The 24846-nt window shown below is 59.5% G+C and carries 23 protein-coding genes; 17 read left to right on the top strand and 6 right to left on the bottom strand.

The annotated features are described in order from the left end of the window. Positions 1-28: 28 nt before the first annotated feature. A complete protein-coding gene (locus tag GS611_RS16480; RefSeq protein ID WP_171637416.1) occupies positions 29-2287 on the top strand; it encodes a response regulator in 2259 nt (752 codons plus the stop codon). 90 nt (positions 2288-2377) lie between these two features. Here the strand turns inward: GS611_RS16480 and yaaA are convergent, their stop codons facing one another. From yaaA to GS611_RS16465, 3 genes are all read right to left on the bottom strand, one after another. Next, a complete protein-coding gene (gene yaaA / locus GS611_RS16475; protein WP_171637414.1) occupies positions 2378-3148 on the bottom strand; it encodes a peroxide stress protein YaaA in 771 nt (256 codons plus the stop codon). 33 nt (positions 3149-3181) lie between these two features. After that, positions 3182-5221: a DNA helicase RecQ gene (gene recQ / locus GS611_RS16470; protein ID WP_171637412.1), complete on the bottom strand. Its 2040-nt coding sequence runs from the start codon at positions 5219-5221 to the stop codon at positions 3182-3184. A 76-nt stretch (positions 5222-5297) separates the two neighbouring features. Then, complete coding sequence (locus tag GS611_RS16465) at positions 5298-5585, bottom strand: YggT family protein (protein ID WP_005980077.1); 288 nt, start codon at positions 5583-5585, stop codon at positions 5298-5300. 128 nt (positions 5586-5713) lie between these two features. On the opposite strand from GS611_RS16465, the gene GS611_RS16460 reads away from it, so the two are divergent. The 10 genes from GS611_RS16460 (at position 5714) to smpB (ending at position 13932) form a co-directional block, all read left to right on the top strand. Beyond that, positions 5714-7081, top strand: a complete 1368-nt coding sequence (locus GS611_RS16460; protein ID WP_171637409.1) for an MFS transporter — start codon at positions 5714-5716, stop codon at positions 7079-7081. Continuing rightward, positions 7078-7941, top strand: a complete 864-nt coding sequence (gene mepA, locus GS611_RS16455; RefSeq protein WP_171637407.1) for a penicillin-insensitive murein endopeptidase — start codon at positions 7078-7080, stop codon at positions 7939-7941. The genes GS611_RS16460 and mepA overlap by 4 nt, the downstream gene beginning before the upstream one ends. Beyond that, positions 7914-8798 carry an esterase-like activity of phytase family protein gene (locus tag GS611_RS16450; protein ID WP_171637405.1) on the top strand — a complete coding sequence of 295 codons (885 nt, stop codon included), beginning with the start codon at positions 7914-7916 and terminating at the stop codon, positions 8796-8798. The genes mepA and GS611_RS16450 overlap by 28 nt, the downstream gene beginning before the upstream one ends. Before the next feature lie 91 nt (positions 8799-8889). Continuing rightward, complete coding sequence (locus GS611_RS16445) at positions 8890-9537, top strand: queuosine precursor transporter (protein WP_171637404.1); 648 nt, start codon at positions 8890-8892, stop codon at positions 9535-9537. 263 nt (positions 9538-9800) lie between these two features. After that, positions 9801-10220: an alternative ribosome rescue aminoacyl-tRNA hydrolase ArfB gene (arfB, locus tag GS611_RS16440; protein ID WP_171229972.1), complete on the top strand. Its 420-nt coding sequence runs from the start codon at positions 9801-9803 to the stop codon at positions 10218-10220. Positions 10221-10280: 60 nt separating this feature from the next. After that, entirely contained in the window at positions 10281-11027 is a 747-nt protein-coding gene (locus tag GS611_RS16435; protein WP_171637403.1) for an SDR family oxidoreductase, read from the top strand. A gap of 82 nt (positions 11028-11109) precedes the next feature. Next, positions 11110-12126: a P1 family peptidase gene (locus GS611_RS16430; protein ID WP_171637402.1), complete on the top strand. Its 1017-nt coding sequence runs from the start codon at positions 11110-11112 to the stop codon at positions 12124-12126. A 113-nt stretch (positions 12127-12239) separates the two neighbouring features. Further along, positions 12240-12653, top strand: coding sequence for a cytochrome c family protein (locus GS611_RS16425; protein WP_171637401.1), 414 nt, complete (start codon positions 12240-12242; stop codon positions 12651-12653). A 201-nt stretch (positions 12654-12854) separates the two neighbouring features. After that, complete coding sequence (gene idi / locus GS611_RS16420) at positions 12855-13397, top strand: isopentenyl-diphosphate Delta-isomerase (protein WP_171637400.1); 543 nt, start codon at positions 12855-12857, stop codon at positions 13395-13397. Positions 13398-13455: 58 nt separating this feature from the next. Beyond that, complete coding sequence (gene smpB / locus GS611_RS16415) at positions 13456-13932, top strand: SsrA-binding protein SmpB (protein WP_171637398.1); 477 nt, start codon at positions 13456-13458, stop codon at positions 13930-13932. Here smpB and glpK read toward each other — a convergent pair. The 3 genes from glpK to panB all read right to left on the bottom strand — a co-directional run bounded on the left by glpK (position 13929) and on the right by panB (position 17164). Continuing rightward, positions 13929-15407, bottom strand: coding sequence for a glycerol kinase GlpK (glpK, locus tag GS611_RS16410; protein WP_171637396.1), 1479 nt, complete (start codon positions 15405-15407; stop codon positions 13929-13931). The genes smpB and glpK overlap by 4 nt on opposite strands. Positions 15408-15476: 69 nt before the next feature. Beyond that, the gene (panC, locus tag GS611_RS16405; RefSeq protein ID WP_171637393.1) at positions 15477-16328 is read right to left on the bottom strand and encodes a pantoate--beta-alanine ligase; all 852 of its coding nucleotides are present in this window, start codon (positions 16326-16328) and stop codon (positions 15477-15479) included. After that, the gene (panB, locus tag GS611_RS16400; protein ID WP_171637391.1) at positions 16325-17164 is read right to left on the bottom strand and encodes a 3-methyl-2-oxobutanoate hydroxymethyltransferase; all 840 of its coding nucleotides are present in this window, start codon (positions 17162-17164) and stop codon (positions 16325-16327) included. The genes panC and panB overlap by 4 nt, the downstream gene beginning before the upstream one ends. Before the next feature lie 169 nt (positions 17165-17333). Between panB and GS611_RS16395 the strand changes: the two genes are divergently transcribed. The 6 genes from GS611_RS16395 to GS611_RS16370 all read left to right on the top strand — a co-directional run bounded on the left by GS611_RS16395 (position 17334) and on the right by GS611_RS16370 (position 24835). After that, on the top strand, positions 17334-18821 hold the full coding sequence (locus GS611_RS16395) for an ABC transporter substrate-binding protein (protein WP_171637390.1): 1488 nt from the start codon (positions 17334-17336) through the stop codon (positions 18819-18821). A gap of 63 nt (positions 18822-18884) precedes the next feature. Next, positions 18885-19955 (top strand): hypothetical protein, encoded by a 1071-nt coding sequence (locus GS611_RS16390; protein WP_171637388.1) that lies wholly within the window; start codon positions 18885-18887, stop codon positions 19953-19955. 40 nt (positions 19956-19995) lie between these two features. After that, complete coding sequence (locus GS611_RS16385; protein ID WP_171637386.1) at positions 19996-20943, top strand: ABC transporter permease; 948 nt, start codon at positions 19996-19998, stop codon at positions 20941-20943. Continuing rightward, complete coding sequence (locus GS611_RS16380; RefSeq protein WP_171206687.1) at positions 20940-21755, top strand: ABC transporter permease; 816 nt, start codon at positions 20940-20942, stop codon at positions 21753-21755. The genes GS611_RS16385 and GS611_RS16380 overlap by 4 nt, the downstream gene beginning before the upstream one ends. Further along, entirely contained in the window at positions 21752-23350 is a 1599-nt protein-coding gene (locus GS611_RS16375) for an ABC transporter ATP-binding protein (RefSeq protein ID WP_171637384.1), read from the top strand. The genes GS611_RS16380 and GS611_RS16375 overlap by 4 nt, the downstream gene beginning before the upstream one ends. Positions 23351-23383: 33 nt before the next feature. Further along, positions 23384-24835, top strand: coding sequence for an aldehyde dehydrogenase family protein (locus tag GS611_RS16370; protein ID WP_171637382.1), 1452 nt, complete (start codon positions 23384-23386; stop codon positions 24833-24835). Positions 24836-24846 lie beyond the last annotated feature (11 nt).

The raw sequence follows: 24846 nt of genomic DNA, 5'->3' as shown, positions 1-24846 counted from the left end.
AAATCCGAACGTCCCGGAATCGATCAAAATGAGTCTTGCAAACAAACTGGCACAGGAACGGCGTGCGCGTCTGGCAGCCGAACGAATGCTTGCCTTGAAACAGGCCGAGCTTTCGGCCGCCAATCGCAAACTGGGCCAACACGCCATGGCGCTGACCAGGCGCATTGGTGAAACTCAGGCCGAAGTCGAAACTGTTCGTGGGGAAAACGAAAAGGTCAAATCCGATCTCACTGTCGCTCATGCCAAGATCGAGATTGCCGAACGCCGCCTTTGGCATTCGATCCAGACCATTCAGGACGGGTTTGCATTCTTTGACGGCGACAGCAGGCTCATCAGCGCAAACGCTGCATATCTCAGCGTGTTTGAAGGGCTGGATGAGGTGGCGCCAGGGATTTCCTACCAGCGCATTCTGCAATTGCTGACCACCGAAGGAATTGTCGATACCGGTGACGAAACTGCCGAGGAATGGCAGGCCAGAATGCAGGCACGCTGGAATCGGGCCAATCCAACTCCGATCGTCATGCAGCTGTGGAACGGTCACTACATTCGCCTGATTGATCAGCGTGGCAGCGGTGGTGACGTGGTCAGCCTGGCACTCAACATCACCGCGTCGGTCCGGCACGAAACAGAACTGAAGGTTGCCCGCGAACGGGCGGAAGCGGCCAACAGGGCCAAATCAGCCTTTCTCGCCAATATGAGCCACGAAATCCGCACGCCGATGAATGGTATCGTGGGTATGGCCGAACTGCTTGATGAATTTCCGCTGGACGAAGAACAGCGGCTCTATGTCAACACGATCCGCAATTCGGGTGAGGCATTGTTGGTTATCATCAACGACGTGCTTGATTACTCCAAGATCGAGGCGGACAAGCTGGTTCTGCACCCTGAACCCTTCGATCTGGAGCGCTGCATTCTTGAAGTCGCGATGCTGTTGCAGCCAAGCGTGCGTGACAAGGGGCTCACGTTGCTTGTGGATTACGACCTGTTCCTGCCCACCCTTTTCGTGGGCGATCCGGGCCGAATACGGCAGGTTCTGACCAATTTGGTCGGCAACGCAGTCAAATTCACCACGGAAGGTCATGTCCTGATCCGTGTGACAGGCGTTCCGCATGCCCAGGCTCAGACATGCGACATCCATGTTGCCATCGAAGATACCGGCATCGGTATCGATGCAGAAAAGATCAACCACGTTTTTGGTGAGTTCAATCAGGTCGAAGATGAACGCAATCGTCAATTTGAAGGTACCGGGTTGGGTCTTGCGATCACCAGGCGCCTGATCACCATGATGGGCGGTTCAGTCTGGGTCGAAAGCGAACCGGGTCGGGGATCCTGTTTCGGGTTCAGGGTGTCGCTGCCCACGGCAGAAGGCCCGCAGCCCGAGCCTCCGAAACTGGCGGATTGTGTGAATCACGTCATGGTGGTCGAGGATCTGGCCGTAAACCGGGCTATTTTGGCGAAACAACTTGGCCGTTTGGGGGCCGAAGTGACGGTTTGCGCATCAGGGGCCGAGGCGCTGGCAGAAATGCATGACGCGATTGAACTTGTCCTGTGCGATCATGATCTGCCGGATATGGATGGCTTGGATCTTGCCGTCACCCTCAAAGACCGTGGGTGGGGCGACGCCTCGGTCATCGTGATGTCTGCAAATCCATCTCTGATCCACACGCACCCAGCCCGCGAACTGATCGACGGTGTGTTGCAGAGGCCGATCCCCAGGGCCGAGTTGTATTCCAGGCTCGTGGCTCTCAAGGACACCCCGCCGCCAGAACGTCGTTCGACGCAGCGAAAACCCGTCTCTGTCCGCCAAGAAACCAAGGCCTTGGAAGCAAGGCGCATGAAGGTACTTGCGGCCGAGGACAATCTTACCAACCAGCTGATCCTGAAAAAGATGGTCAAAGACCTGCATATAGATCTGCGATTTGCGTCCAATGGAATAGAAGCCGTCGAGATGTTTCAGGAATTTGACCCGGACTTGATCTTCATGGACATATCGATGCCAAAAATGGACGGCAAACAGGCCACTGCTGAAATCCGCAGGCTCGAGGTCGAAACAGGGCGTCATGTCCCGATTGTCGCCTTAACTGCTCATGCAATGGCCGGTGACGATCAGGGCATCCTGTCCGCAGGGTTGGATCACTACATGACGAAACCGCTGCGCAAAAATCATATTCATCAAATGATCCTGCAACACCAACCGGATGGCGTAAGCGAAGTCATGGACAATCACCTCGCCCAGAAACATGCACCCATGTGTGACCGCGAACAGGATCCCACTTCATCTGGCTGAAAATATCCCGGGGAGCGCGAGGGGCTGGCCCCTCGCTCGGATCCACGGCCCAGAACCGTGGAAGGAAATATCGATCAGGTTGTCAGGGTCTCAGGACGAATAAGGTCGAACAAAGACAGGTTTATCCTTTTCCGATAGGTCAGCACGATACGCGTAACCGCCCGCATCGAAATCCAGCAGGGCATCGGGGTCGGTCAGGCGGTGCTGAATGACATATCGCGCCATTGCACCACGCGCCTTTTTGGCAAAGAAACTCACGATCTTCGGAGTGCCGTTCTTGTCTTCCATGAACACCGGCGAGATGACGCGCAATTTCAGCGCGTTCGGGTCCACGGCGCCGAAATACTCCTGACTGGCGCAGTTGATCAGAACGTCGCTGCCGATCATGTTGCCTTGTGCGTTCAGAGCTTTGCTCAGCTGGTCGCGCCAATACTCATACAGGGTCTTGCCGCGCCGTGTTTTCAGCTTGCTGCCCATCTCCAGCCTGTAGGGCTGTATCGCATCCAGTGGCCGCAAGACACCATAGAGACCTGAGAGGATGCGCAGATGATCCTGTGCCCACGCCAGTTCATCAGGATCGAGCGAAGCTGCTTCCAGACCCTGATAGGTGTCTCCTGCAAAGGCCAGCGCGGCCGGGCGCGTTGCATCAGCGTCTGGCATGTCGGAAAAAGCACGATAGCGATCGCGGTTCAGGCGCGCCAGATCATCGCTCAGACCCATAAGCTTTTTCAGATCGCCAAGGGTCAGATTGCGCGCGGTTTTGGACAGTCTGATCGCATCATCCTGAAAACCGGGCTGTGTGACTTCAACATCCCGCTGTGTCCAGTCCAGCCGCTTGGCCGGGGAAATCACTACCAGCATACCTGCCCTCTTTCCTTACCTGTCCCGGCGTATCTAGCCCGCCTCACGCAGCACGTCCAGAAAGGCGGTGCCGAACCTTTCGTGACGCCGGTCGCCCAGCACCTGTTCAAGCCCGCGCAGGTCATCCGGGCGCATCTGTGCCACCTTTGCCAGTTGCGAGGCCGAGCAGGTCAGAGGCTTGTCTATCCCCTCGGGACCGCGGGACAATTGGGACTGTACTTCCAGCAAACGGTCATAGATGTCGCCCTGATCGCGACCGGCCAGCTTGCGCCGCGCCGGGTGCAACGCCTGGGCCTCGCCCGCTATCACTTCAAGGAAGGTGTCGCCATACCGTTCCAGCTTCTTGGCGCCGACGCCGCCGATCCGGGCCATCTCGTCCAGCGTCATGGGGCGTTTTTCCGCCATTTCGATCAGGGTACGATCCGGAAAAATGACATAAGCCGGGACCCGGGCGGATTCTGCCAATGCGCGTCTCTTGGCCTTGAGAGCCGACAGCAAGGGCGCATCTTCATCGGACACCATGGCTTTCACGGCGGGGCGACGGGTTGCCTTGCGTAGGGCGTCCTTGCGCAGGTTGATCTTTGCCTCGCCCTTGAGAATAGGTTTGGCGGCCTCGGTCATCCGCAAGGCCCCGTGGCGTTCGGGGTCGGGGCGCACCAGATCGTGCCCCATCATCTGGCGGAATATTGCCTGCCATTGCGCGCGCGACCAGTCCTTGCCGATGCCCCAGGTGGACAGACCATCATGACGACGGGCGCGGATCTTGTCGGTCTCGTTCCCCAGAAGGATGTCGATCAGATGACCGCTGCCAAACCATTCCTCGGTGCGAAGAATCGCGGACAAGGCCATTCGGACGGGTGTTGTTCCATCAAATACTTCGGGCGGTGTATCGCACAGGTCGCATTTGCCACAGGGTGCGGCCTGTTCCCCGAAATAGCCCAGCAGGGTCTGGCGGCGGCATTCCAGTGCCTCGGCCAACCCCAGCAGCGCGTTCAACCGCGCATGATCCGCCATGCGGCGTTCGGGTGGCGCCAGCCCCTCGTCAATCTGGGACCGCCGCAAACGTATATCGTCGGGGCCGAACAGAGTCAGGGTCTCGGCCGGCCCGCCGTCGCGCCCGGCGCGGCCGATCTCCTGGTAATAGGCCTCGATGGATTTCGGCAGGTCCGCATGGGCGACCCAGCGGATGTCGGGTTTGTCGATGCCCATGCCAAAGGCCACGGTGGCCACCACGATCAACCCGTCCTCGCGCGCGAAGCGGGTTTCGACGATGCGGCGGTCCTCGGCCTCCATCCCACCGTGATAGTGGCAGGCGCTGTGGCCCTGTTCGCGCAGCGCCTGCGCCAGAACTTCGGTCTTGTTGCGAGTGCCGCAATAAATGATGCCCGACTGGCCTCGGCGGGCGTCCGCGAAATCCAGGATCTGTCTGCGCGGGCTGTCCTTGGCGGCAAAGGCCAGGTGGATATTCGGCCGGTCGAAGCCCCGCAGAAACTTGCGCGGGGGTGTGCCGGCGAACAGTTTCTCGACGATTTCGTCCTGCGTTTCCGCATCCGCCGTGGCTGTGAAAGCGGCCAGGGGCACGTTCAGCGCGCGCCGCAGCTCTCCGATCCGTAAATAATCAGGGCGGAAATCATGGCCCCACTGGCTGACGCAATGGGCCTCGTCCACCGCGATCAGGCTGACATTGATCCGCCGCAACATGCCCAGTGCCGAGCCTGCCGCCAGCCGTTCGGGCGCCATGTAAAGCAGTTTCAGCCGCCCGGCCTCAAGCGCCTCCCACACGGCGTCGGTTTCCTCGGGCGTGTTGCCCGAGGTCAGCGCGCCGGCCTCGACCCCGGCTTCTTGCAGCCCCCGCACCTGATCGCGCATCAGGGCGATCAATGGCGAGATCACCACCGTGACCCCGTCGCGCAGCAGGGCAGGCAGTTGATAACACAGGGATTTGCCGCCGCCCGTGGGCATGATCGCCAGCACGTTCTGGCCGGCGGTTACGGCATCGACGATCTCTTCCTGCCCGGGGCGGAATTCATCGAATCCAAAGACATCTCGCAGCAGAGGCGCGGCGTCGAACATGTGCGGGGGTGCCCTGTTTCAAGATTTGACTGCTCTTGAAAGGACAATCACACAGTCAGAATCGGGGAACAAGAGGTCAGTAGAAATAGACCGCGTTGTTGATCAGGATGATCCGCAGCGCATAGACCCCGATCAGCACCACCAGCGGCGTCAGGTCCAGACCGCCCATATTGGGCAGGATGCGCCGGATCGGGCCATAAATAGGCTCTAACAGGCGGTTCAGCCCGTACCAGATTTGCGCGACCAGCTGTTGGTGCAAGTTCAGCACCTGAAAGTTGATCAGCCAGCTCATGATCACATGGGCCAGGATGATGAACCAGACAATGTCCAGGATCAGCAGCAGGATTTGGATCAGCGACAGCATGGGTTCTCCGTATTCTTGTTGGCCGAGACCTAAGCACCATGGCGACAAAGAGCAAGTGTCTGGCACTCAACGCTTGCGATTTGAATGAAAGCCCAGTCATATAATCGCAACGATAAACAGGGGCAGAGATGGCAGAGATTTCCAAGCGCAGGCGCATCTGGGGCTGGTGGTTCTTTGACTGGGCCAGCCAGCCCTTTCACACCCTTCTGGTCACCTTTGTCTTTGGCCCTTACTTCGCGGGCGTCGCCGCCGGGTATTTCACCACTGAAGGGCTGGATGCGCAGGCGGCTGCGGCGCGCGCGCAGACTGTTTGGGCGAACTGTCTGACGATCACCGGGCTGATCATCGCTTTTGGTGCGCCGCTTCTGGGGGCGATGGCGGATGTCTCGGGGCGGCGCATCCCGTGGATATTTGCCTTTTCGGTCATGTATGCGGTCGGGTCCGCGGCGCTTTGGTATACGATGCCCGATGGCTCGAACATGTGGCTGATGCTGTCGGCTTTTGGTTTCGGCTTTGTAGGTGCGGAATATGCGCTGATCTTCATCAACTCGCAGCTACCCGATCTGGGCGATGACAGCGAAGTGGGCGAGATCTCGGGCTCGGGCTTTGCCTTTGGCTATTTTGGAGGGCTGATTTCGCTGGCGATCATGCTGGCGCTGTTTGTGGAACAGCCAAACGGCAAAACCCTGATCGGGATGACGCCCGCCTTTGGTCTGGATGCCGCCACCCGGGAAGGCACGCGTTTTGTCGGCCCATTTACGGCAATCTGGTTCATTCTGTTCATGGTGCCATACTTCCTGTGGGTCCGCGACGATGCGGCGACGGACAGGAAGGGAAGCGTGGGTGAGGCGCTGCGCCTGTTGTCGAAATCAGTGTCTAACTTGCGCTATCGCGCCAGTCTGGCCAGTTATCTCGGTTCGTCCATGTTCTATCGCGACGCACTGAACGGGCTGTACAGTTTTGGTGGTGTCTACGCGCGGCTGGTGTTGGAATGGGATCTGATCAAGATCGGAGTATTCGGGATCGTCAGCGTTCTCGCTTCGGCCGTTTTTGCGTGGATCGGGGGGAAGGCAGACAAGAAATACGGCCCGAAACCAGTGATATTGGTGGCGATCTGGGTATTGATTTTTGTCTGCGTCACAGTGGTGTCGATGGACCGGACGCAGATCTACGGCATCGGCCTGCCTGACGGATCCAACCTGCCAGACATGGTCTTCTTTGGCTGTGGTGTGCTGATCGGTGGCATGGGAGGCATTCTGCAATCGGCCAGCCGTTCGATGATGGTGCGCCACACCGACCCCGAAACCCCGGTCGAAAGCTTTGGTCTTTATGGTCTGTCGGGGCGCGCGACCGCTTTTGCGGCCCCGTTGTTGATCGGGATTGCAACAACCGCAACCGGCAGTGCGCGTCTGGGGGTGTCACCGATCATTCTGTTGTTTATTCTGGGTCTATTCCTGATGCGCTGGGTCAGACCTGAAGGGGATCAGAGCAGATGATTTTACTACGTTTTTTGGCACTACTGGTAATAACCGCGCTGGCGAATACGGCATCGGCGCAGCCCTTGGCAAAGCAGTTGTTCGGGGCACAGAAGGTAAGCTCGCAACAAAAATCGGCTGCTTTCGGCAGTTATTCGCGCGGATGTGCGGCCGGATCGGTTCAATTGCCCGAGACCGGGCCCACGTGGCAGGCCATGCGACTGTCGCGCAATCGCAACTGGGGGCATCCCGAAGCGATCGATTACGTGCAGGACCTCAGCCGGTTTGCGGCGAAACAGCCGGGTTGGAACGGTCTCTATATTGGGGATATCAGCCAGCCGCGGGGTGGGCCAATGACTTCGGGCCACCGCTCGCACCAGCTGGGGCTGGATATCGATATCTGGATGCTTCCGGGTGACAACATGCGCCTGTCGCGCAAGGCGCGCGAGAATATTTCGTCCATATCGCTGCGCCGCTCGAACGGTGCCTATGTCAACAGCAACTGGACCAAACAGCACCACGCGGTACTGCGCGAAGCCGCCAAGGACAAGCGCGTGGCACGTATCTTCGTGTTCCCCGGGGCTAAGGTTCAGATGTGCAACGATGAAAAAGGCAACCGGGCCTACCTGCGCAAGATCAGGCCCTGGTGGGGGCATCACTACCACTTCCATGTGCGCCTGAAATGCCCAAGAGGATCAAAGGGATGCGTCAACCAGGATGCACCACCCAAGGGCGATGGCTGTGCCGAGGCGCAACAATGGGTGCGTAACATTCTGAACCCGCCGCCGCCCGATCCAAACGCGCCGCCGCCCAAGAAACGCCGGGAATATGTGCTGGCCGATTTGCCGAAGCAATGCGCCTCAGTCTTGCAATCCAAGTAGGTGCGGCACTGTTTCTGGCCACGGCGGCCCCTGGAGTGGATGTAAAAACCGCCACACATCAAAGCAGTTTTGCATGGCGTGACAAGGCGGATTGGTTCGGTGGATTCTCGGCGCTGCACATTTCGGACAATGGGCAGCAAATGATGGCGCTGAGCGACCGGGCACGGTTGGTGATTGCGCGCATCGAACGTCTTGATGGCGAGATCACCGGCATTCGCATTCTGGGGCAATGGCCGGTTCTGTCCAGCAATGGGCATCTCATGTCCGGCGGCGTTGGCGATTCCGAGGGGATTGCGGCGGCTCCTGACGGTGGATTCTATATCTCATTCGAAGGGGTGCACCGCGTCGCCCATTACCCCGCACCTGGCACGAAGGCGCGTGTATTGCCACGCCCGCAGGCATTTCAGCATCTCGCCGACAACGGGTCCTTTGAAGGTCTGGCCATCGACAGGCGCGGGCGGCTGTATACGCTGCCGGAAACGAACCGCACCTCGGACGGAAATATTCCCGTCTATCGCTGGAATGGCCAAACCTGGTCGACCCCATTTGTTCTGCCCCAGCGTGGTTGGTTCAAACCGGTTGCCGCTGATTTCGGTCCTGATGGGCGGTTCTACGTGTTGGAGCGAAACCTCACGGCAATCGGATTTCGCTCGCGCCTGCGGCGATGGGATCTGACAGGCGACGTGCCAAACGCCGAGGAAACCCTGTTCGAAACCGGAACCGGCGCGCATGACAACCTCGAAGGCTTGTCGATCTGGCGGGATGATCAGGGACGTTTGCGGGCCACGATGATCTCGGATGACAACTTTCTGGCACTGCAACGGACCGAGTTGGTCGAGTATCTGCTGCCCGATTGACACACGGCAGATGAAGGTCTAAACGCACAGCCTGCCTTGGGACGGTCCCTTGGCCAAGTCGCCGCTACCTTGTCAAAACGGGCATCACAAAATGCAACGCAACTATATTCCCGGCATTCTTGCCATGGCCGCCATCGTCGTGGCCTCGAACATCCTGGTCCAGTTCCTGATCTTTGACGGCCTGTTGACCTGGGGTGCCTTCACCTATCCGCTGGCCTTTCTGGTCACTGATATCATGAACCGCGTCTACGGTGTGGGCCCGGCCCGCAAGGTTGTTTTCGCGGGCTTCGTCACCGGGGTGATCTGCTCGCTGATCGGCAGCCAGATCATGCTTCAGGGCGACGGGTTTACCTATGCCGCCGTGCCGCTGCGCATCGCCGTCGCTTCGGGCACCGCGTTCCTGATCGCGCAACTGACCGACGTCACCGTGTTCAACGCCATGCGCGGCGGTCAATGGTGGCGTGCGCCGCTGGTCTCGACCCTGGTAGGTTCAGCGCTGGATACCGCGATCTTCTTTACTATCGCCTTCTCGGCCTCGGTCACCTTCTTTGGTGCCGATGCAGATGCGGCCATCAATTGGGCGTGGGAGCCCGTGCCCTTCATGCTGTCAGGCCCCGAGGCGCCGCTGTGGGTGACGCTGGCCTTTGCCGACTGGTTGGTGAAACTGTCGCTGGCTCTGATCGCGCTGATTCCGTTCAAGGTGATCGTTGCGCGACTGACCGCTGCACGGCCTGCGTAAAAAAGTGCTTTGAGAATGGCGCATCTTGTGTCACGCTTCTTTTCAACCGCAACAGATAGAAAAGGAGGTGATCCAGTGTCGAGAAAGAGATTGGAGAGAGGTGTCGGAACAACCGGGAGGACCGCCTGCTAGGGCAGCCCTTGGCCGAGCGTACGCTCCGGCTGGTCGATTGATCTAACCGACCCGACCTCCTGAACTTTCGAAGGGCCGTCCCATCGGGGCGGCCCTTTCTGTTTTTACCCGCTCCAGCTATGGTCTTGCCCATGTTGCGCATCTCTGACGATATCACACTGCAAGACTGGGAAATGACCGAGAGCTTCATGCGTTCCTCCGGGCCTGGCGGGCAGAACGTGAACAAGGTCTCGACCGCCGTTGAACTGCGCTTCGAAGCCGCGCGCTCACCCTCGCTGCCCGATCCGGTCAAGGCGCGGCTGAAACGACTGGCCGGGCGCCGCTGGACCAAGGATGGTGCGATCATCATTCAATGCGAAGAAACACGTTCCCAAGCCCGCAACAGGGAAATTGCGCGAACAAGGCTGGCCGAGCTGATCGGCAAGGCGCTGGTCAAACCTAAGCGGCGCATCGCGACGAAACCCACCTATGGTTCGGTCAAACGCAGGCTTGCGGCGAAAAAGGCGCGGGGCGACGTCAAGGCGCTGCGCGGCAAGGTGTCCGAAGATTGATCTGGCATCTCGTCCGGGCATTGATAGTCTGGCCTGCAAAAGGTGCAGGAGAGTAACGCCATGAGGCTGGAGGGGAAAACCGCAATCGTCACTGGCGGTGCATCCGGGTTTGGTGCGGGGATCGTAAGGAAGTTCCTCGCCGAAGGTGCGCGTGTCATGATTGCTGACATCAATGGCGATGCCGCGCATGAATTCGCAACCCAGCTTGGGTCCGAGGCGATTGCTCAGCAGGTCGATGTAGGCAAGGGCGCCTCGGTTCAAAAGATGGCGGATGCGGCTTTCTCAACCTTCGGCCATCTGGACATCCTTGTGAACAATGCCGGTGTGACCCACCTGCCGACGCCGCTGGAGGAGGTCAGCGAAGCGGATTTCGACCGTGTTTTCAACGTGAACATGAAATCCGTCTATCTGACCGCGCGTGCATTGGTTCCACCTATGAAGGCGCGCGGGGCGGGTTCAGTACTGAACGTTGCTTCAACCGCAGGCCTGTCGCCGCGCCCAAACCTGAACTGGTACAACGCCTCCAAGGGCTGGATGATCACCGCAACTAAGACGATGGCGGTCGAGCTCGCCCCGTCCGGCGTGCGGGTGAATGCGATCTGCCCGGTTGCCGGGGAAACGCCGCTATTGAAATCCTTCATGGGCGAGGATACGCCCGAAATCCGTGCCAAATTCCTGTCGACCATCCCGTTGGGCCGCTTTTCAACCCCCGAAGATATGGCCAATGCCGCCTGTTTCCTGTGTTCGGACGAGGCCAGCATGATCACCGGCGCCGCGCTCGAGGTGGACGGAGGCCGATGCATCTGATCCGCTCTTCATCTGGCCAAAAATATCCCCGCCGGAGGCAGCGCGCGCCAGCGCGCTTTCCAGCTCGACCACCGAGGTTTGCATGATCCCCGGACCCAGAAACCTGATCACGGATGTCCCCGGCCTGAAGGTCGGCAACGCACAGAACGCACCTTTGAAATCAGGCGTCACCGTCCTGACCGGCGCGCAACCACTCCGAGCCTCGGTGCACGTGATGGGTGGCGCACCCGGCACGCGCGAGACAGATTTGCTGGCCGCCGACAAGACCGTTGAACAGGTGGATGCGATCGTGCTTTCGGGCGGGTCGGCCTTCGGGCTGGATGCCTGTTCGGGCGTCATGGACGCGCTGCATGCCCTGGGCCGCGGGTTTAAGGTGGGTTCCGCCGTGGTTCCGATCGTGCCCGGGGCGATCCTGTTCGATCTGCTGAATGGCGGCGACAAGGCGTGGCACGAGAATCCCTATCGCGCATTGGGCCGTGCGGCGTTCGAGTCCGCGTCGGACCGGTTCGAACTCGGAACAGCAGGTGCAGGAACCGGGGCTTTGACCGCGATGCACAAAGGCGGGTTGGGTTCGGCCTCGGTTGTTCTGGACAGCGGTGTTACCGTTGGCGCATTGGTTGCAGTCAATCCGCTGGGCAGTGTCACCACGCTGGGTGACAGGCATTTCTGGGCCGCCCCATTTGAAATGGACGGCGAATTCGGTGGATTAGGGCCTGATTCCAATGCCGGACTGGGCCAACCAACGGTCAGTCGCAAAGCGCAGGTGATGCAGTCCGCGAAGCCGGACAAGGCCAATACCACGATTGCCATCGTTGCGACAGATGCGGACCTGACCAAACCGCAGTGTCAGAGACTGGCCGTTGCCGCCCATGACGGTATTGCCCGTGCTATTGTACCCGCCCACACGCCGGGGGATGGTGATCTGGTATTCGGGGTCAGCACGGGCGCGCGGGGTGTCGCCACCGACACCGAACCAGGTGTCATCGGGCATGCGGTCTCGCTGTGCCTCGCGCGAGCTATTGCGCGCGCCGTGTATCTGGCGACTCCGTCCGTGGGCGATCTGTTGCCTTGCTGGTCCGATGTACATGACAAAAGTTAAGGACATCCTATTTGTCGCAGTGGCACAGTAAGCGCGCGCGGCAATCTGCGCGTTGACTCTTTTTTGCGCCGACGGTCCATTCGGTGCAGCCAATTTCTATCGGAGCAAAAGCTATGAATCGTATCCTCGCTACCGCAATCGTGGGCCTTCTGGCCCTTCCTGCTTATGCTGAAGGCGACGCTGAGGCGGGCAAGAAAACCTTCAACAAATGCAAGTCCTGCCACATGATCGCCGACCCGGCAGGCGAAGTGATCGTCAAAGGTGGCAAGACCGGCCCCAACCTCTATGGAATCGCGGGCCGCACCGCCGGTACCGTCGAGGGTTTCAAATACGGAGACAGCATCGTTGCCGCCGGTGAGAAGGGTCTGGTCTGGGACGAAACTACTTTTGTCGAGTATGCTCAGGACCCCAAGGCATTTTTGAAAACCTATCTGGATGACACATCCGCCAAATCGAAAATGACCTTCAAGCTGAAAAAGGGCGGTGAAGACGTCTATGCCTATATCGCAAGCGTGTCGGGTGAATAACACCTGATACTGTGCACCACTGCACAAGGACCAAAGGCCGCAGCCCCTGCGGCCTTTGGTGCGATTGATAACAATGTGGAACAGCCGCACTTTGAAGTCAGACGGCGGATTGCCAAGCAACGCCGCAAAGCCAAGCCGGTCCGGCAACAGCTATAATCAACATCAGGGCTCGTCAGGCGGATTGGCAGCAGGAGAGGACAGATGGGTATCATGATCCCAGCTTGGGTCGATGGTGAGTTGACCCCTGTAGACAAGCTTGAAGTTCACGAAAAGGGGCTCAAGCACAAGGCTGTGTCGGTTTTTGTCGTACGGGGGACCGAGATCCTGCTGCAGCGTCGCGCTTTGGGCAAGTACCACACGCCCGGCCTTTGGGCGAACACCTGCTGTACGCATCCCGATTGGGACGAAAGCTCGTCCACCTGTGCCGTGCGCCGCCTGCGTGAGGAGCTTGGGATCACAGGTCTGTATCCCGAATACCGACACCGGCTGGAATATCACGCCGATGTGGGCAACAGCATGGTGGAAAACGAGGTTGTCGACGTCTTTCTGGCCCATGTCCGCGGCCCGCTGAAAATCGCGCCCAACCCGGATGAAGTCATGGATATCCGTTGGATCGACTATCACGATCTGTTGGCCGAAGTGAAACGCCACCCGGACCGGTTTACACCCTGGTTAAAGATATATCTCCACAGCCACGCGGACACGATTTTTGGCCCGGATCTGATCATTTCTGCCAAATCATGACCCCGGCTGGAAATCCGTGCCTTGCAAGGGCGGCGCAAGCCGCCTAAATCAACCCGTCATGGCCAAGCAGAAGACAGACCCGAATTACAAAGTGATCGCCGAAAACCGGCGCGCCCGCTTCGATTATGCGATCGAGGACGACATCGAATGCGGTATCGTTCTGCAAGGATCCGAGGTCAAATCCCTGCGCGCGGGTGGCTCCAACATCGCGGAAAGCTATGCCGCCGTCGATGACGGCGAGCTGTGGCTGGTCAACAGCTATATCGCGCCATACGAGCAGGCCAAGGTGTTCAAGCACGAAGAACGCCGCCGTCGCAAGCTGCTGGTGTCCCGCAAACAGATGTCCGATTTGTGGAATGCAACCCAGCGCAAGGGCATGACGCTGGTGCCGTTGGTTTTGTATTTCAACCACAAGGGGTTGGCCAAGATTAAGATCGGCATCGCCAAGGGTAAGAAAACCCATGACAAGCGCGAAACCCAAGCCAAACGCGATTGGTCACGGCAGAAACAGCGTTTGTTGAAAGACCACAGCTAGAACGCCATCGCAGCCTGTACCGCAAGTTGCCAACGGTCATAGGCCGCATCGCGTTCGGATTGTTCCTGCGTTGGCTCGAACCGGCGATCCAGCGCCCATGTTTCCGCAAACCCGGCCTGATCGGGATAAATTCCGGCTTTCATGCCTGCCAGCCATGCGGCGCCAAGGGCGGTCGTCTCTTGCATGACGGGGCGGTCCACAGGCGCGCCGAGACAGTTCGACAGGCCTTGCATGGTCCAGTCGGACGCGGCCATCCCGCCATCGACGCGCAGGATGACATCGGCATCGGCGCCCCAGTCGCCTTGCATGGCATGCCACAGGTCGCGGGTCTGGAAGGCGATGCTTTCCAGCGTGGCGCGGGCAATCTCGGCCCGGCCGGAATTGCGCGTCAGCCCAAACAGCGCCCCGCGACAGTCAGGTTTCCAATAAGGCGCGCCGAGGCCGGTGAAGGCGGGCACAAGCACCACATGCTGGTTCGGATCGGCCTGAGCCGCCAGTTCGCCGCTTTGTGGCGCCGCGTCGATGATCTGCAACGCGTCGCGCAGCCATTGCACTGCGGCCCCCGCGATAAAGATCGAACCCTCCAGCGCATAAGTTCGCCGGCCGTCCAGTTGATACGCGATCGTCGTCAGCAGGCGGTTATTCGACTGAACCGGCTGCGCGCCGGTGTTCAGCAGCGCAAAGCAACCCGTGCCATAGGTTGATTTCATCATACCGGGCTGGAAACAGGCCTGCCCGATGGTGGCGGCTTGCTGGTCGCCTGCAACGCCCAGAATGGGAATGCCGCCGCCGAACAAAGTGGTGGTTCCGAAATCCGCGGCGCAATCCTTCACTTCGGGCAAAAGGTTCAGGGGCACATCCAGCAGGTCACAAATCTCGGCGCTCCATGTGCCTTTGTGGATGTCAAACAAAAGGGTACGGGCGGCGTTGGTGGCATCGGTTGCATGAACACGGCCTTCGGTCAGCCGCCAGATCAGGAAGCTGTCGATCGTGCCGAACAGCAGGTCTCCGGCTTCTGCGCGCTCGCGGGCGCCCGAAACGGTATCCAGCAGCCATTTGACCTTGGTGCCCGAGAAATAAGGATCCAGCAACAGACCGGTCTGAGCTGTGACGTCATCCTCGCACCCGGCCTGTTTGTAGCGCGCGCAGATATCGGCAGTGCGTCGGTCCTGCCAGACGATGGCATTGTGGATGGCCTTGCCGGTCTGTTTGTCCCAGACAACCGTCGTTTCGCGCTGGTTGGTGATGCCGATACCGGCAATCTGATCCGCTGAAACACCGGTGGTCTCCATCACCTCGCGGCACACGTGCAGAACGCTTGACCAGATATCCTCGGGGTCGTGTTCAACCCAGCCTTCCTGCGGAAAGTGCTGAGGAAACTCCTGCTGGGCGGTGCCAACAGGCCGCATCTGCGCGTCAAACAGAATGGCGCGCGAGGATGTGGTGCCTTGATCGATTGCCAGAATATGGGTCATTTCCGCTCTCCCCCGGTATCGTTTTGCCGGACTTTAGCGCAAACAATGGCGAAGGGGCCAGTGCAGAAATCAGGCCGGATTGACAGGAATATTGTCGATCAGGCGGACGCCGTCGGCCCAGGCCGTGACGAACAGGCGGGCGGGTTGACTTGCGCTGGACAGGCTTTCCAGCGTCTTGGCACAGCGCAGGTCGATATACTCGACTTCGGTGAACCCGACCTTCAGCAGGGTTTCCTTGGCCTCCTGCGCCAGCATGGCAAAGTCTGCTCCCTTGGCCAGATCGTCCGCCACCTGACGCATGACGCCGTTCATTTGCTCTGCGATCTTTAACCCTTGGGGGGAAAGAAGAAGGTTGCGCGACGACATCGCCAGGCCCGAAGGTTCTCGGACAGTCGGGCAGCCGATCACCTCGATTGGGATGTTCAGATCGCGCGCCATCCGGCGGACAACCAGCAGCTGTTGATAGTCTTTTTCCCCGAAATAGGCTCGATCCGCCTGTGTTTGCAGGAACAGCTTGGCGACCACCGTGGCCACGCCTTCGAAATGTCCAGGGCGGAAGGGGCCTTCCATTACGTCGGTCAGACCGGCAACCGATACCGTCGTCGAAAAACCTTCCGGATAGATTTCCTGCGGGTCCGGTACATAGATCGCATCCACACCATACGGGGCCAGCTTTTGGGCGTCTTCATGTTCGGTGCGGGGGTAATTTGCCAAGTCTTCGGGATTGTTGAACTGCTTGGGATTCACAAAAATCGTCACGATCACCCGGTCGCAGCCCTGTTTCGCAGCCTGCGCCAGTGACAAATGCCCCTCGTGCAGCGCACCCATGGTCGGAACCACGCCGATCCCCTCACCGTTTCGGTGCCATGTGGTGGTTTTGGCACGCAGCTCGGCCAGAGAGCGCAAAATCGGTGCGGTCATGTCTTTTGTCCTTTGGCCGGAGCCTGATCGGCAAAGACATGTTCGTCCGCCGGGAAGGTCCGCGCGCGGACTTCGGCGGCGTATTCTGCGATGGCTGCTTCCGCCAACGGGCCCAGCTCGGCATAGCGTTTGACGAATTTGGGTTTGAAGGCGGTGAAAAAGCCAACCATGTCGTCCACGACCAGAATCTGCCCGTCACACCCCGCAGATGCACCGATGCCGATGGTCGGGATCGCAATCTCTTCGGTGATCTGGTTCGCCAGACCTTGGGGCACTTTCTCCAGAACGACCGAGAACGCACCAGCCTCGTTTACGGCGCGGGCGTCTGCCATGACGGCTTCAGCCTGATCGTCACGGCCCTGCACCTTGTAGCCGCCCAGCGTGTTGATCGACTGCGGCGTCAGTCCGATATGAGCCATCACCGGGATGCCTCGTTTCACCAGAAAGCGGATGGTTTCAGCCATTTCCACCCCGCCTTCCAGTTTGACCGCGCCTGCATTTGTGTGCGCCATCAGGCGTGCGGCGTTACGAAAGGCTTGTGCCGGGCCTTCCTCATAGCTTCCGAAAGGCATGTCGATGACCATCATCGCACTTTTTAGGCCGCGTGATACGGCCTGACCATGCAGGATCATCATCTCCATCGTGACCCCCAGCGTGGATTCCAGCCCGTGCAGCACCATGCCGACGCTGTCACCGACCAGCACGAAATCGCAATGGGCGTCCATCAGGCGCGCCATTGGCGTGGTATAGGCGGTCAAAGAGACCAGAGGTTCGCCGCCTTTTCGGGCGCGAATGTCCTCGGCGTTCGGGGCTTTCTTGCGGGCGGTGGCGCTCATGGATCGCTCCTGCAGTATTATGTTGCAGTGCGGCATAGCAGATCGGGAGGGGCCGAAGAAACCCCGGTTGCGCGAACATTCCCTTGATTGACCTGAGGTTTACAGGAAGACTGTCAGTAAAATGGCCCTGAAAACAAGGGCACAACCCGTTTCAGTAGGGAGAGTTCACATGACAAAATTCCTGTTCCGGACCTTTGCTTCGACCCTGGCCGTGGGGGCCAGCCTGCTTGCCACGCAGGCTTTGGCCAAGTCGGACATCACCATTGCGATGCAGCTTGAGCCTCCGCATCTGGACCCGACAAGCGCCGCAGCGCAAGCCATCGACTCGGTGGTTTACACCAATATCTTCGAAGGCCTGACACGTTTCATGGGCGACGGCTCGGTCGTGCCCGGATTGGCGGAAAGCTGGGAGATTTCCGAAGACGGGACGGTCTATACCTTTAACCTGCATGACGGGGTGACCTTCCATGATGGCACCACCATGGACGCCGAGGATGTCAAATTCAGCCTTGACCGCGCAACCGCGGAAGACAGCGCCAACGCGCAGAAGGCCCTGTTTGCCGGTATCGAAACCGTCGAGGTCGTCGACCCGCTGACGGTGAAAGTCACCCTGTCAGAGCCGAACGGAAATTTCCTGTTCAACCTGGCCTGGGGGGATGCCGTCATCGTCGCGCCGGAAAGCATAGGCAACATCAAGACCAACCCGGTTGGTACCGGTGCCTATACCTTTGGAAACTGGGTGCAGGGCGACAGTATCACGCTGAACCGAAATTCCGATTACTGGGGCGAACAGCCCACATTAGAGACTGCGACGTTCAAGTTCATCTCGGACCCGACCGCCGCTTTTGCCGCCATGATGGCCGAGGATGTCGACGTGTTTGACAACTTCCCGGCGCCGGAAAACCTGCCCCAGTTCGAGGCCGATCCGCGCTTTCAGGTCCTGGTGGGGTCGACCGAAGGTGAGACGATCCTGTCCACCAACAACAAGCAGCCTCCGTTTGATGATATCCTTGTTCGTCAGGCATTGGCCCATGCCGTTGACCGGCAGGCGATCATCGACGGCGCAATGTTTGGCTATGGCACGCCGATCGGAACCCACTTTGCGCCGCACAATCCGGCCTACGTCGATCTGACCGCGCAATCCGCTTACGACCCCGAAAAAGCCAGAGAGTTGCTGGCAGAGGCCGGATTCGAAAATGGGTTTGAGACCACATTGCATTTGCCGCCGCCGTCTTATGCCCGTCGTGGGGGCGAAATCATAGCGGCGCAGCTGGCCGAGGTCGGCATCACGGCCGAGATCATCAATGTGGAATGGGCCCAATGGCTGGAATCCGTGTTCAAGGGCAAGGAATTCGGTCTGACCATCGTCAGCCATACCGAGCCTATGGATATCGGCATTTATGCGCGGCCTGATTATTACTTTCAGTATGACAGCACGGATTTTCAGGCGCTGATGGACACTCTGAACACCACCACCGACCCCGAAGAACGCACCCGTTTGCTGGGTGAGGCGCAGCGCCTGATCGCAAGCGACTATGTCAATGGCTACCTGTTCCAGTTGGCCAAACTGGGCGTTGCGAAAGTCGGCGTTCAGGGCCTTTGGGAGAACGCGCCCACCGCCGCAATCGATCTGACTCAGATCAGCTGGTCCGAGTAATGTTACAGCCCTGGGCCGCGCCGGGCGGCCCGGGCCTTCCTTTGTGTCAGGGTGTTCTCACGTATGTTCTTGCTCCGTGCCATTCCCGTCTTGGTTTTAGGTTTCTTCCTGGTGTTCGGTTCTTCGATCGCGGCCACGGCGCAGAATGTGTTGGGGGGTCGGATGGATGCCCTGCCCGGAACGCCCGAGAATCCGTTGAATGTTGGGATCGGAATTCGCATCGACCAGATCACCGGTGTTGATCAAAAGGCCGAAAACTATGGCGCGGTTGTTGTCTTGCGGGTGGAATGGACCGATCCCGCGCTGGCATTTGATCCTGAGGAACTGGGGAGGGATATCAGGGTCTTCAACCCACCCGACCTTGCCAATTATGCGGCAAGTATCGGGTCCGTTCTGCCGGCTTTTGTCATTCACAATCAGCAGTCCAACAAGTGGATCCACGAATCCGCCGCATCCCTGCGTTACGACGGGCGGGTGCTGTATGTCGAAAAATCGTCTCTTACACTCCAGGCGCCTCATTTCGATTTCCGAAAATACCCGTTCGACACGCAGGAGTTTCATTTCGAGGTGGTTTCGGTCTTTCCCTCTGAATACGTCACTTACCATCCGTTGAACGAATTCTCGGGCCTCGGAGATCAGCTGGGCGAAGAAGAATGGATTCTGAACAATGCACGGTTGGAAACATCCAGGGTCTTGGGTCTATCCGGGAAAGAAAGCGATCAGGTCGCGCTTGTTTTTGAGGGCAATCGACATCTGACCTATTACGTCATTCGGGTTTTCCTGCCGATGCTTGTCTTGATCTCGGTCGGCTGGGCGCTGTTTTTTCTGGATGAATACCGCCGGAGGATCGAGATTGCGGGCGGCAACTTGCTGGTCTTTGTCGCGTTCAACTGGGCAATATCCGCAGATCTGCCCAAGCTGGGTTATCTGACTTTTCTGGATTTTGTCCTTCAGTGCATGTTCCTGATGACCGGGGCGCTGATCGTGTTCAACGTCGCGCTGCGACGATTGAAAGTGTCCGGCAAGGAGGGGGCGGCGCGCACCCTGGACAATTATGCGATCAAGTGGATCTATCCACTGGGCTATGCCGCGATCGTTGCCTATGCGGTTTCCGCTTTCCTTCTGGTGCCTTAGACGCTGGACCCGTGCCTGATGTGACTCTAACGTGGTGCCAATGCTCCGCTACGTCCTCAAACGACTGATTTCCTTGCTTGTCAGCCTGGCCGTCGCCTCGGTGGTCATCTTCGCCGTGATCGAGGTTGCCCCAGGTGATCCGGCATCGTTCATGCTGGGCGTCAATGCGCAGGAGGACACGCTGGCGGCGCTGCGGGCCGAGCTGGGCCTGGATGGGTCAAAGATACAGCGCTATTTCCACTGGGTTGGCGGCATGCTGGTGGGCGATTTCGGCACGTCATACACCTATCGCACACCAGTGTCGCAGATGATCGCTGACCGGCTGTGGGTGTCGTTACCCCTGGCGCTTTACGCGCTGACGCTGTCCACATTGATCGCCTTTCCCGCCGGAATCTATGCCGCTGCGCGTCGGGGCAAACCGGGGGACCTTGCAGTGATGGGGGCGACGCAGCTTGGCATCGCAGTCCCGAACTTCTGGTTCGCGATGATGCTTGTGCTGATCTTCGCCATCAATCTGCGCTGGTTCAATGCAGGCGGGTTTGTCGGTTGGAACGGCGGGCTCTGGGCCGGCCTGCATTCCCTGACCCTGCCTGCCGTGGCTCTTGCCTTGCCACAGGCGGCGATTCTGGCGCGGGTCATGCGGTCGGCCTTGCTGGACATTCTGGGTGAGGATTTCATGCGCACGGCTCGGGCCAAGGGCCTGTCCCGTCGTCTGGCCCTTTGGCGGCATGGGGTGCGAAATGCGCTGATTCCGGTGCTGACCATCATCGGCTTGCAGTTTTCCTTTCTGCTGGCGGGGTCGATCATCATCGAACAGGTGTTCTATCTGCCGGGCCTCGGGCGGCTGGTGTTTCAGGCCATTTCTGCCCGAGACCTCATCGTCGTGGAGTCGGTCGTGATGCTGCTGGTCTTTGCTGTGATAACGGTCAATTTCCTTGTCGATCTTGCTTATGCGGCCGTGGACCCACGACTGAGGAGCAGGACATGAACCGGAACCTGATCCTTGGGGCCTTGTTATCGTCGCTGGTGGTTCTGGCCGCGTTGGTCTCGTTCATCTGGACCCCTTACGACCATGCCGCGCTGGACATTCCCAATAAATTGCAGCCACCAAACGGGCAGCATTGGTTTGGAACCGATCATTTCGGCCGCGACATGTTCTCGATGATCATGGTCGGTGCGCGTACGTCGATTGCGGTGGCGTTGGTGGCCGTCGGCATTGGCATGGCAATCGGCGTTCCTCTTGGCCTGGCAGCGGCCGCGCGCAAAGGCTCATGGCTGGATGAGGTCATCATGCGTGGCAACGATCTGGTCTTCGCTTTCCCTTCGCTGGTGATCGCCATCCTGATCACGGCCGTCTATGGCGCCGGAGCGATCAACGCCATTGTTGCGATCGGTATTTTCAACATCCCCGTCTTTGCCCGTATCACCCGCGGGGCTGCTTTGTCGCTTTGGGAGAGAGAGTTCATCCTCGCCGCCCGTGTGTCGGGCAAAGGGGCCGCGCGGATATCAGCTGAGCATATTCTGCCCAACGTGGCCAATCTGCTGATCGTGCAGGGGACCATCCAGTTCAGCCTTGGCATTCTGGCCGAAGCGGGCCTGTCATATGTCGGTCTGGGCGCTCAACCTCCGACGCCCAGCTGGGGCCGGATGCTGGCAGACGCACAGACGATGGTCAGTTTTGCCCCGCATTTGGCTCTGATTCCGGGTCTGTCGATCATCGTCACGGTGCTGGGTCTGAACCTGTTGGGCGACGGAATGCGGGACTGGCTGGATCCCCGGATCAGGGTGGCGCGGGCATGAGTTTGTTGCAGATTGAAAACCTGTCGCTGACGATCCACGGGATGCCAATCCTGAAGCAGGTCAACTTGTCGATCGACCCCGGCCAGATCGTGGCGGTGACGGGTGAAAGCGGCTCGGGCAAATCGATGACCGCATTGGCGGTGATGCAACTGCTGCCGCATGGGGCCAGCACGGAAGGTGCGATCTGGCTGGACGGTCAGGATCTGTTGACACGGTCAGAGCCCGATTTGTGCGCCTTGCGCGGCGCGTCCGTGGGGATCGTATTTCAGGAACCGATGACAGCGCTCAATCCGGTAAGAACCGTCGGCGATCAGGTGATGGAGACGATCCTGATCCACAAGGCGATGCCTCCTGCTCAGGCCCGGACCCGCGCCAAAGAGGTGCTGACCCGCGTTGGCCTGCCACCTGATCGGTTCCCCCTTTCCCGCTATCCGCACGAACTGTCCGGCGGGCAACGGCAACGCGTGGTCATTGCCATGGCCATCGCTCTGCGCCCCAGGCTGTTGATCGCGGACGAGCCGACGACAGCGCTGGACGTCACGACACAGGCGCAGATTCTCGACCTTCTCAAGGGGCTGGTGCGCGAATACGACATGGGGCTGCTGATGATCACCCATGATCTGGCCGTTGTCTCTGATATGGCCGACCAGATCATCGTCATGCGCCACGGAGAAGTGGTTGAAAGCGGGGCCACACAGCACCTGCTGAGTCACATGCAACACCCTTATACCCGAATGCTGTTCGAGGCGTCTGGCCATCAGGTCACTTTGCCGGAACCCGCGCAACCGCAAACGTTGCTGGAGGTAACCCAGGTTGTTCGGGACTACCGATTGCCCCGAAAGGGCCTGTTGGACGCGCCGCGGCATCACCGGGCAGTGGATGGTGTCAGCTTCTGCCTCAACCGAGGCGAGCGGTTGGGGCTGGTCGGGGAATCCGGATGTGGAAAATCGACCCTGACACGGGCAATTTTGGGATTGGAGGAGGTTCAATCCGGTCAAATCCGGTTGGGTGGTCAGCCGGTATTCACCGGTCACAAACCCAACCTTGCCGTACGCCGGAGGATGCAGGTCGTGTTTCAGGACCCATATGGCAGCTTCAATCCCCGCCACCGCGTCGCGCGCCTGATCACCGAGCCTTTCCACCTGCTGGACACCCCGCCCACCGGATCAGAACGCCAGGACCGGATTTCGGAAATTCTGACGGCAGTGGGCCTCGGCCCTGATGATGCGGGCAAATACATCCACGAATTCTCGGGCGGGCAACGACAACGGATCGCCATTGCACGCGCCCTGATCATCCGGCCCGATCTGATCCTGTTCGACGAGGCGGTTTCGGCGCTTGACGTTTCGGTCCGTGCTCAGATCCTCGATCTGCTCGCTGAACTGTGCGACGCCTATGACCTGACCTATCTGTTCATCAGCCATGACCTGAGCGTTGTCCGCACGATCACCGACCGTGTGCTTGTGATGCAGTCCGGGCGGATCGTCGAACAGGGTCAGACCAAGCAGGTGTTCGAAAACCCGCAACATCCCTATACGCAAACCCTGATTGCCGCCGCGCCCCGGTTGCCCGAGATAAGGCCGCTGACGGCGTAGAGTTTCTTGTTAGAGCCTGATTGGAGGCCCAAAATGACCCAGAAGATTTGGTTTGATCCCACCTTGTGCCTGATCGGCGGGCGCTGGATCCGGGCGGCCGCGGGCGACAGCCTGCCCTTGATCAACCCTTCGGACGGGACCGAGATCTGCCGGATCGCCCGAGGGTCCGAGGCGGATATCGAAGCGGCGGTACAAGCCGCCCGGTCTGCGTTGAATGGTGATTGGGGGCGAAAGACGGCGTTGGAACGCGGCCGCATCCTGACCCGGCTGGGCCAGCTGGTGCTGGAACGGGTGGACGATCTGGCGCGGCTTGAGGCGAAGGATGTCGGCAAACCGCTGACGCAGGCCCGGGCAGACGCGGTCGCCCTGGCGCGCTATTGCGAGTTCTACGGCGGCGCGGCCGACAAGGTGATGGGTGAGACCATTCCCTATCTCGATGGCTACACCGTCTATACCCTGCGCGAACCGCATGGGGTGACGGGCCATATCGTGCCCTGGAACTATCCGATGCAGATTATCGGGCGTTCGGTCGGGGCGGCGTTGGCCATGGGCAACGCCTGTGTTCTGAAACCTGCGGAAGAGGCCTGTTTGACCGCGTTGGCCTTTGCCCATCTTGCGCAACAGGCCGGGCTGCCGGCCGGTGCTTTGAATGTCGTGCCCGGTCTGGGGGCCGAGGCGGGTGCGGCGCTGTCCGGACATTCGGGTGTAAACCACATCTCGTTCACTGGTTCTGTTGCCACAGGGGCCCTTGTGCAGCAGGCGGCGGGACGCAACGTGGTGCCCGTGACGCTGGAACTGGGCGGGAAATCCCCGCAATTGGTTTTTGACGATGCCGATCTGGATGCGGCGCTGCCGTTTCTGGTGAATGCGGGGATCCAAAATGCGGGCCAGACCTGTTCGGCCTCGTCCCGGATCCTGGTGCAGCGGGGCGTTTATGAGCAGGTCAGATCGCGCATGTCCCAGGCCTATGAAGAACTGACCGTCGGCCCGGCGATGCAGGATCTGCGGGTTGGGCCGTTGATCTCGGACCGGCAGAGACAGATTGTCAGGGGCTTTCTGAAAACCGCCACGGACCTGACGATCGCTGCGCAGGGACAGATTGTCGAAGACGCGCCAGAGGCCGGAGCCTATGTCCGGCCCACTTTGTTCGCGGACGTGCCGCCAGATCATCAGTTGGCACAGGACGAAATTTTCGGCCCGGTTCAGGTTCTGATCCCGTTCGACACCGAAGAACAGGCTCTGCATATAGCGAATAGTACGGATTACGGCCTGGTCGCCAGCGTCTGGACGCGGGATGGCGCGCGGCAGATGCGGTTGGCGAAAGCGCTGCACTCCGGTCAGGTTTTCATCAACAACTACGGTGCAGGCGGTGGTGTTGAACTGCCGTTTGGCGGTGTGGGAAAATCCGGCCATGGCCGCGAAAAAGGGTTCGAAGCTTTGTACGGCTTTTCACAGTTAAAGACAGTTGCCGCGTTTCACGGATAGCTTTTACCCAG

The sequence above is a fragment of the Ruegeria sp. HKCCD6119 genome, from assembly GCF_013110585.1.
Classification (GTDB): Bacteria; Pseudomonadota; Alphaproteobacteria; order Rhodobacterales; family Rhodobacteraceae; genus Ruegeria.
This window is presented reverse-complemented; position numbering and strand designations above follow the sequence as displayed.

Bases quoted from the DNA above. Each gene is read 5' to 3' on its own strand.
- GS611_RS16480 (WP_171637416.1), top strand. From the start codon at position 29: ATGAGTCTTGCAAACAAACTGGCACAGGAACGGCGTGCGCGTCTGGCA.
- yaaA (WP_171637414.1), bottom strand. From the start codon at position 3,148: ATGCTGGTAGTGATTTCCCCGGCCAAGCGGCTGGACTGGACACAGCGG.
- recQ (WP_171637412.1), bottom strand. From the start codon at position 5,221: ATGTTCGACGCCGCGCCTCTGCTGCGAGATGTCTTTGGATTCGATGAA.
- GS611_RS16465 (WP_005980077.1), bottom strand. From the start codon at position 5,585: ATGCTGTCGCTGATCCAAATCCTGCTGCTGATCCTGGACATTGTCTGG.
- GS611_RS16460 (WP_171637409.1), top strand. From the start codon at position 5,714: ATGGCAGAGATTTCCAAGCGCAGGCGCATCTGGGGCTGGTGGTTCTTT.
- mepA (WP_171637407.1), top strand. From the start codon at position 7,078: ATGATTTTACTACGTTTTTTGGCACTACTGGTAATAACCGCGCTGGCG.
- GS611_RS16450 (WP_171637405.1), top strand. From the start codon at position 7,914: ATGCGCCTCAGTCTTGCAATCCAAGTAGGTGCGGCACTGTTTCTGGCC.
- GS611_RS16445 (WP_171637404.1), top strand. From the start codon at position 8,890: ATGCAACGCAACTATATTCCCGGCATTCTTGCCATGGCCGCCATCGTC.
- arfB (WP_171229972.1), top strand. From the start codon at position 9,801: ATGTTGCGCATCTCTGACGATATCACACTGCAAGACTGGGAAATGACC.
- GS611_RS16435 (WP_171637403.1), top strand. From the start codon at position 10,281: ATGAGGCTGGAGGGGAAAACCGCAATCGTCACTGGCGGTGCATCCGGG.
- GS611_RS16430 (WP_171637402.1), top strand. From the start codon at position 11,110: ATGATCCCCGGACCCAGAAACCTGATCACGGATGTCCCCGGCCTGAAG.
- GS611_RS16425 (WP_171637401.1), top strand. From the start codon at position 12,240: ATGAATCGTATCCTCGCTACCGCAATCGTGGGCCTTCTGGCCCTTCCT.
- idi (WP_171637400.1), top strand. From the start codon at position 12,855: ATGGGTATCATGATCCCAGCTTGGGTCGATGGTGAGTTGACCCCTGTA.
- smpB (WP_171637398.1), top strand. From the start codon at position 13,456: ATGGCCAAGCAGAAGACAGACCCGAATTACAAAGTGATCGCCGAAAAC.
- glpK (WP_171637396.1), bottom strand. From the start codon at position 15,407: ATGACCCATATTCTGGCAATCGATCAAGGCACCACATCCTCGCGCGCC.
- panC (WP_171637393.1), bottom strand. From the start codon at position 16,328: ATGACCGCACCGATTTTGCGCTCTCTGGCCGAGCTGCGTGCCAAAACC.
- panB (WP_171637391.1), bottom strand. From the start codon at position 17,164: ATGAGCGCCACCGCCCGCAAGAAAGCCCCGAACGCCGAGGACATTCGC.
- GS611_RS16395 (WP_171637390.1), top strand. From the start codon at position 17,334: ATGACAAAATTCCTGTTCCGGACCTTTGCTTCGACCCTGGCCGTGGGG.
- GS611_RS16390 (WP_171637388.1), top strand. From the start codon at position 18,885: ATGTTCTTGCTCCGTGCCATTCCCGTCTTGGTTTTAGGTTTCTTCCTG.
- GS611_RS16385 (WP_171637386.1), top strand. From the start codon at position 19,996: ATGCTCCGCTACGTCCTCAAACGACTGATTTCCTTGCTTGTCAGCCTG.
- GS611_RS16380 (WP_171206687.1), top strand. From the start codon at position 20,940: ATGAACCGGAACCTGATCCTTGGGGCCTTGTTATCGTCGCTGGTGGTT.
- GS611_RS16375 (WP_171637384.1), top strand. From the start codon at position 21,752: ATGAGTTTGTTGCAGATTGAAAACCTGTCGCTGACGATCCACGGGATG.
- GS611_RS16370 (WP_171637382.1), top strand. From the start codon at position 23,384: ATGACCCAGAAGATTTGGTTTGATCCCACCTTGTGCCTGATCGGCGGG.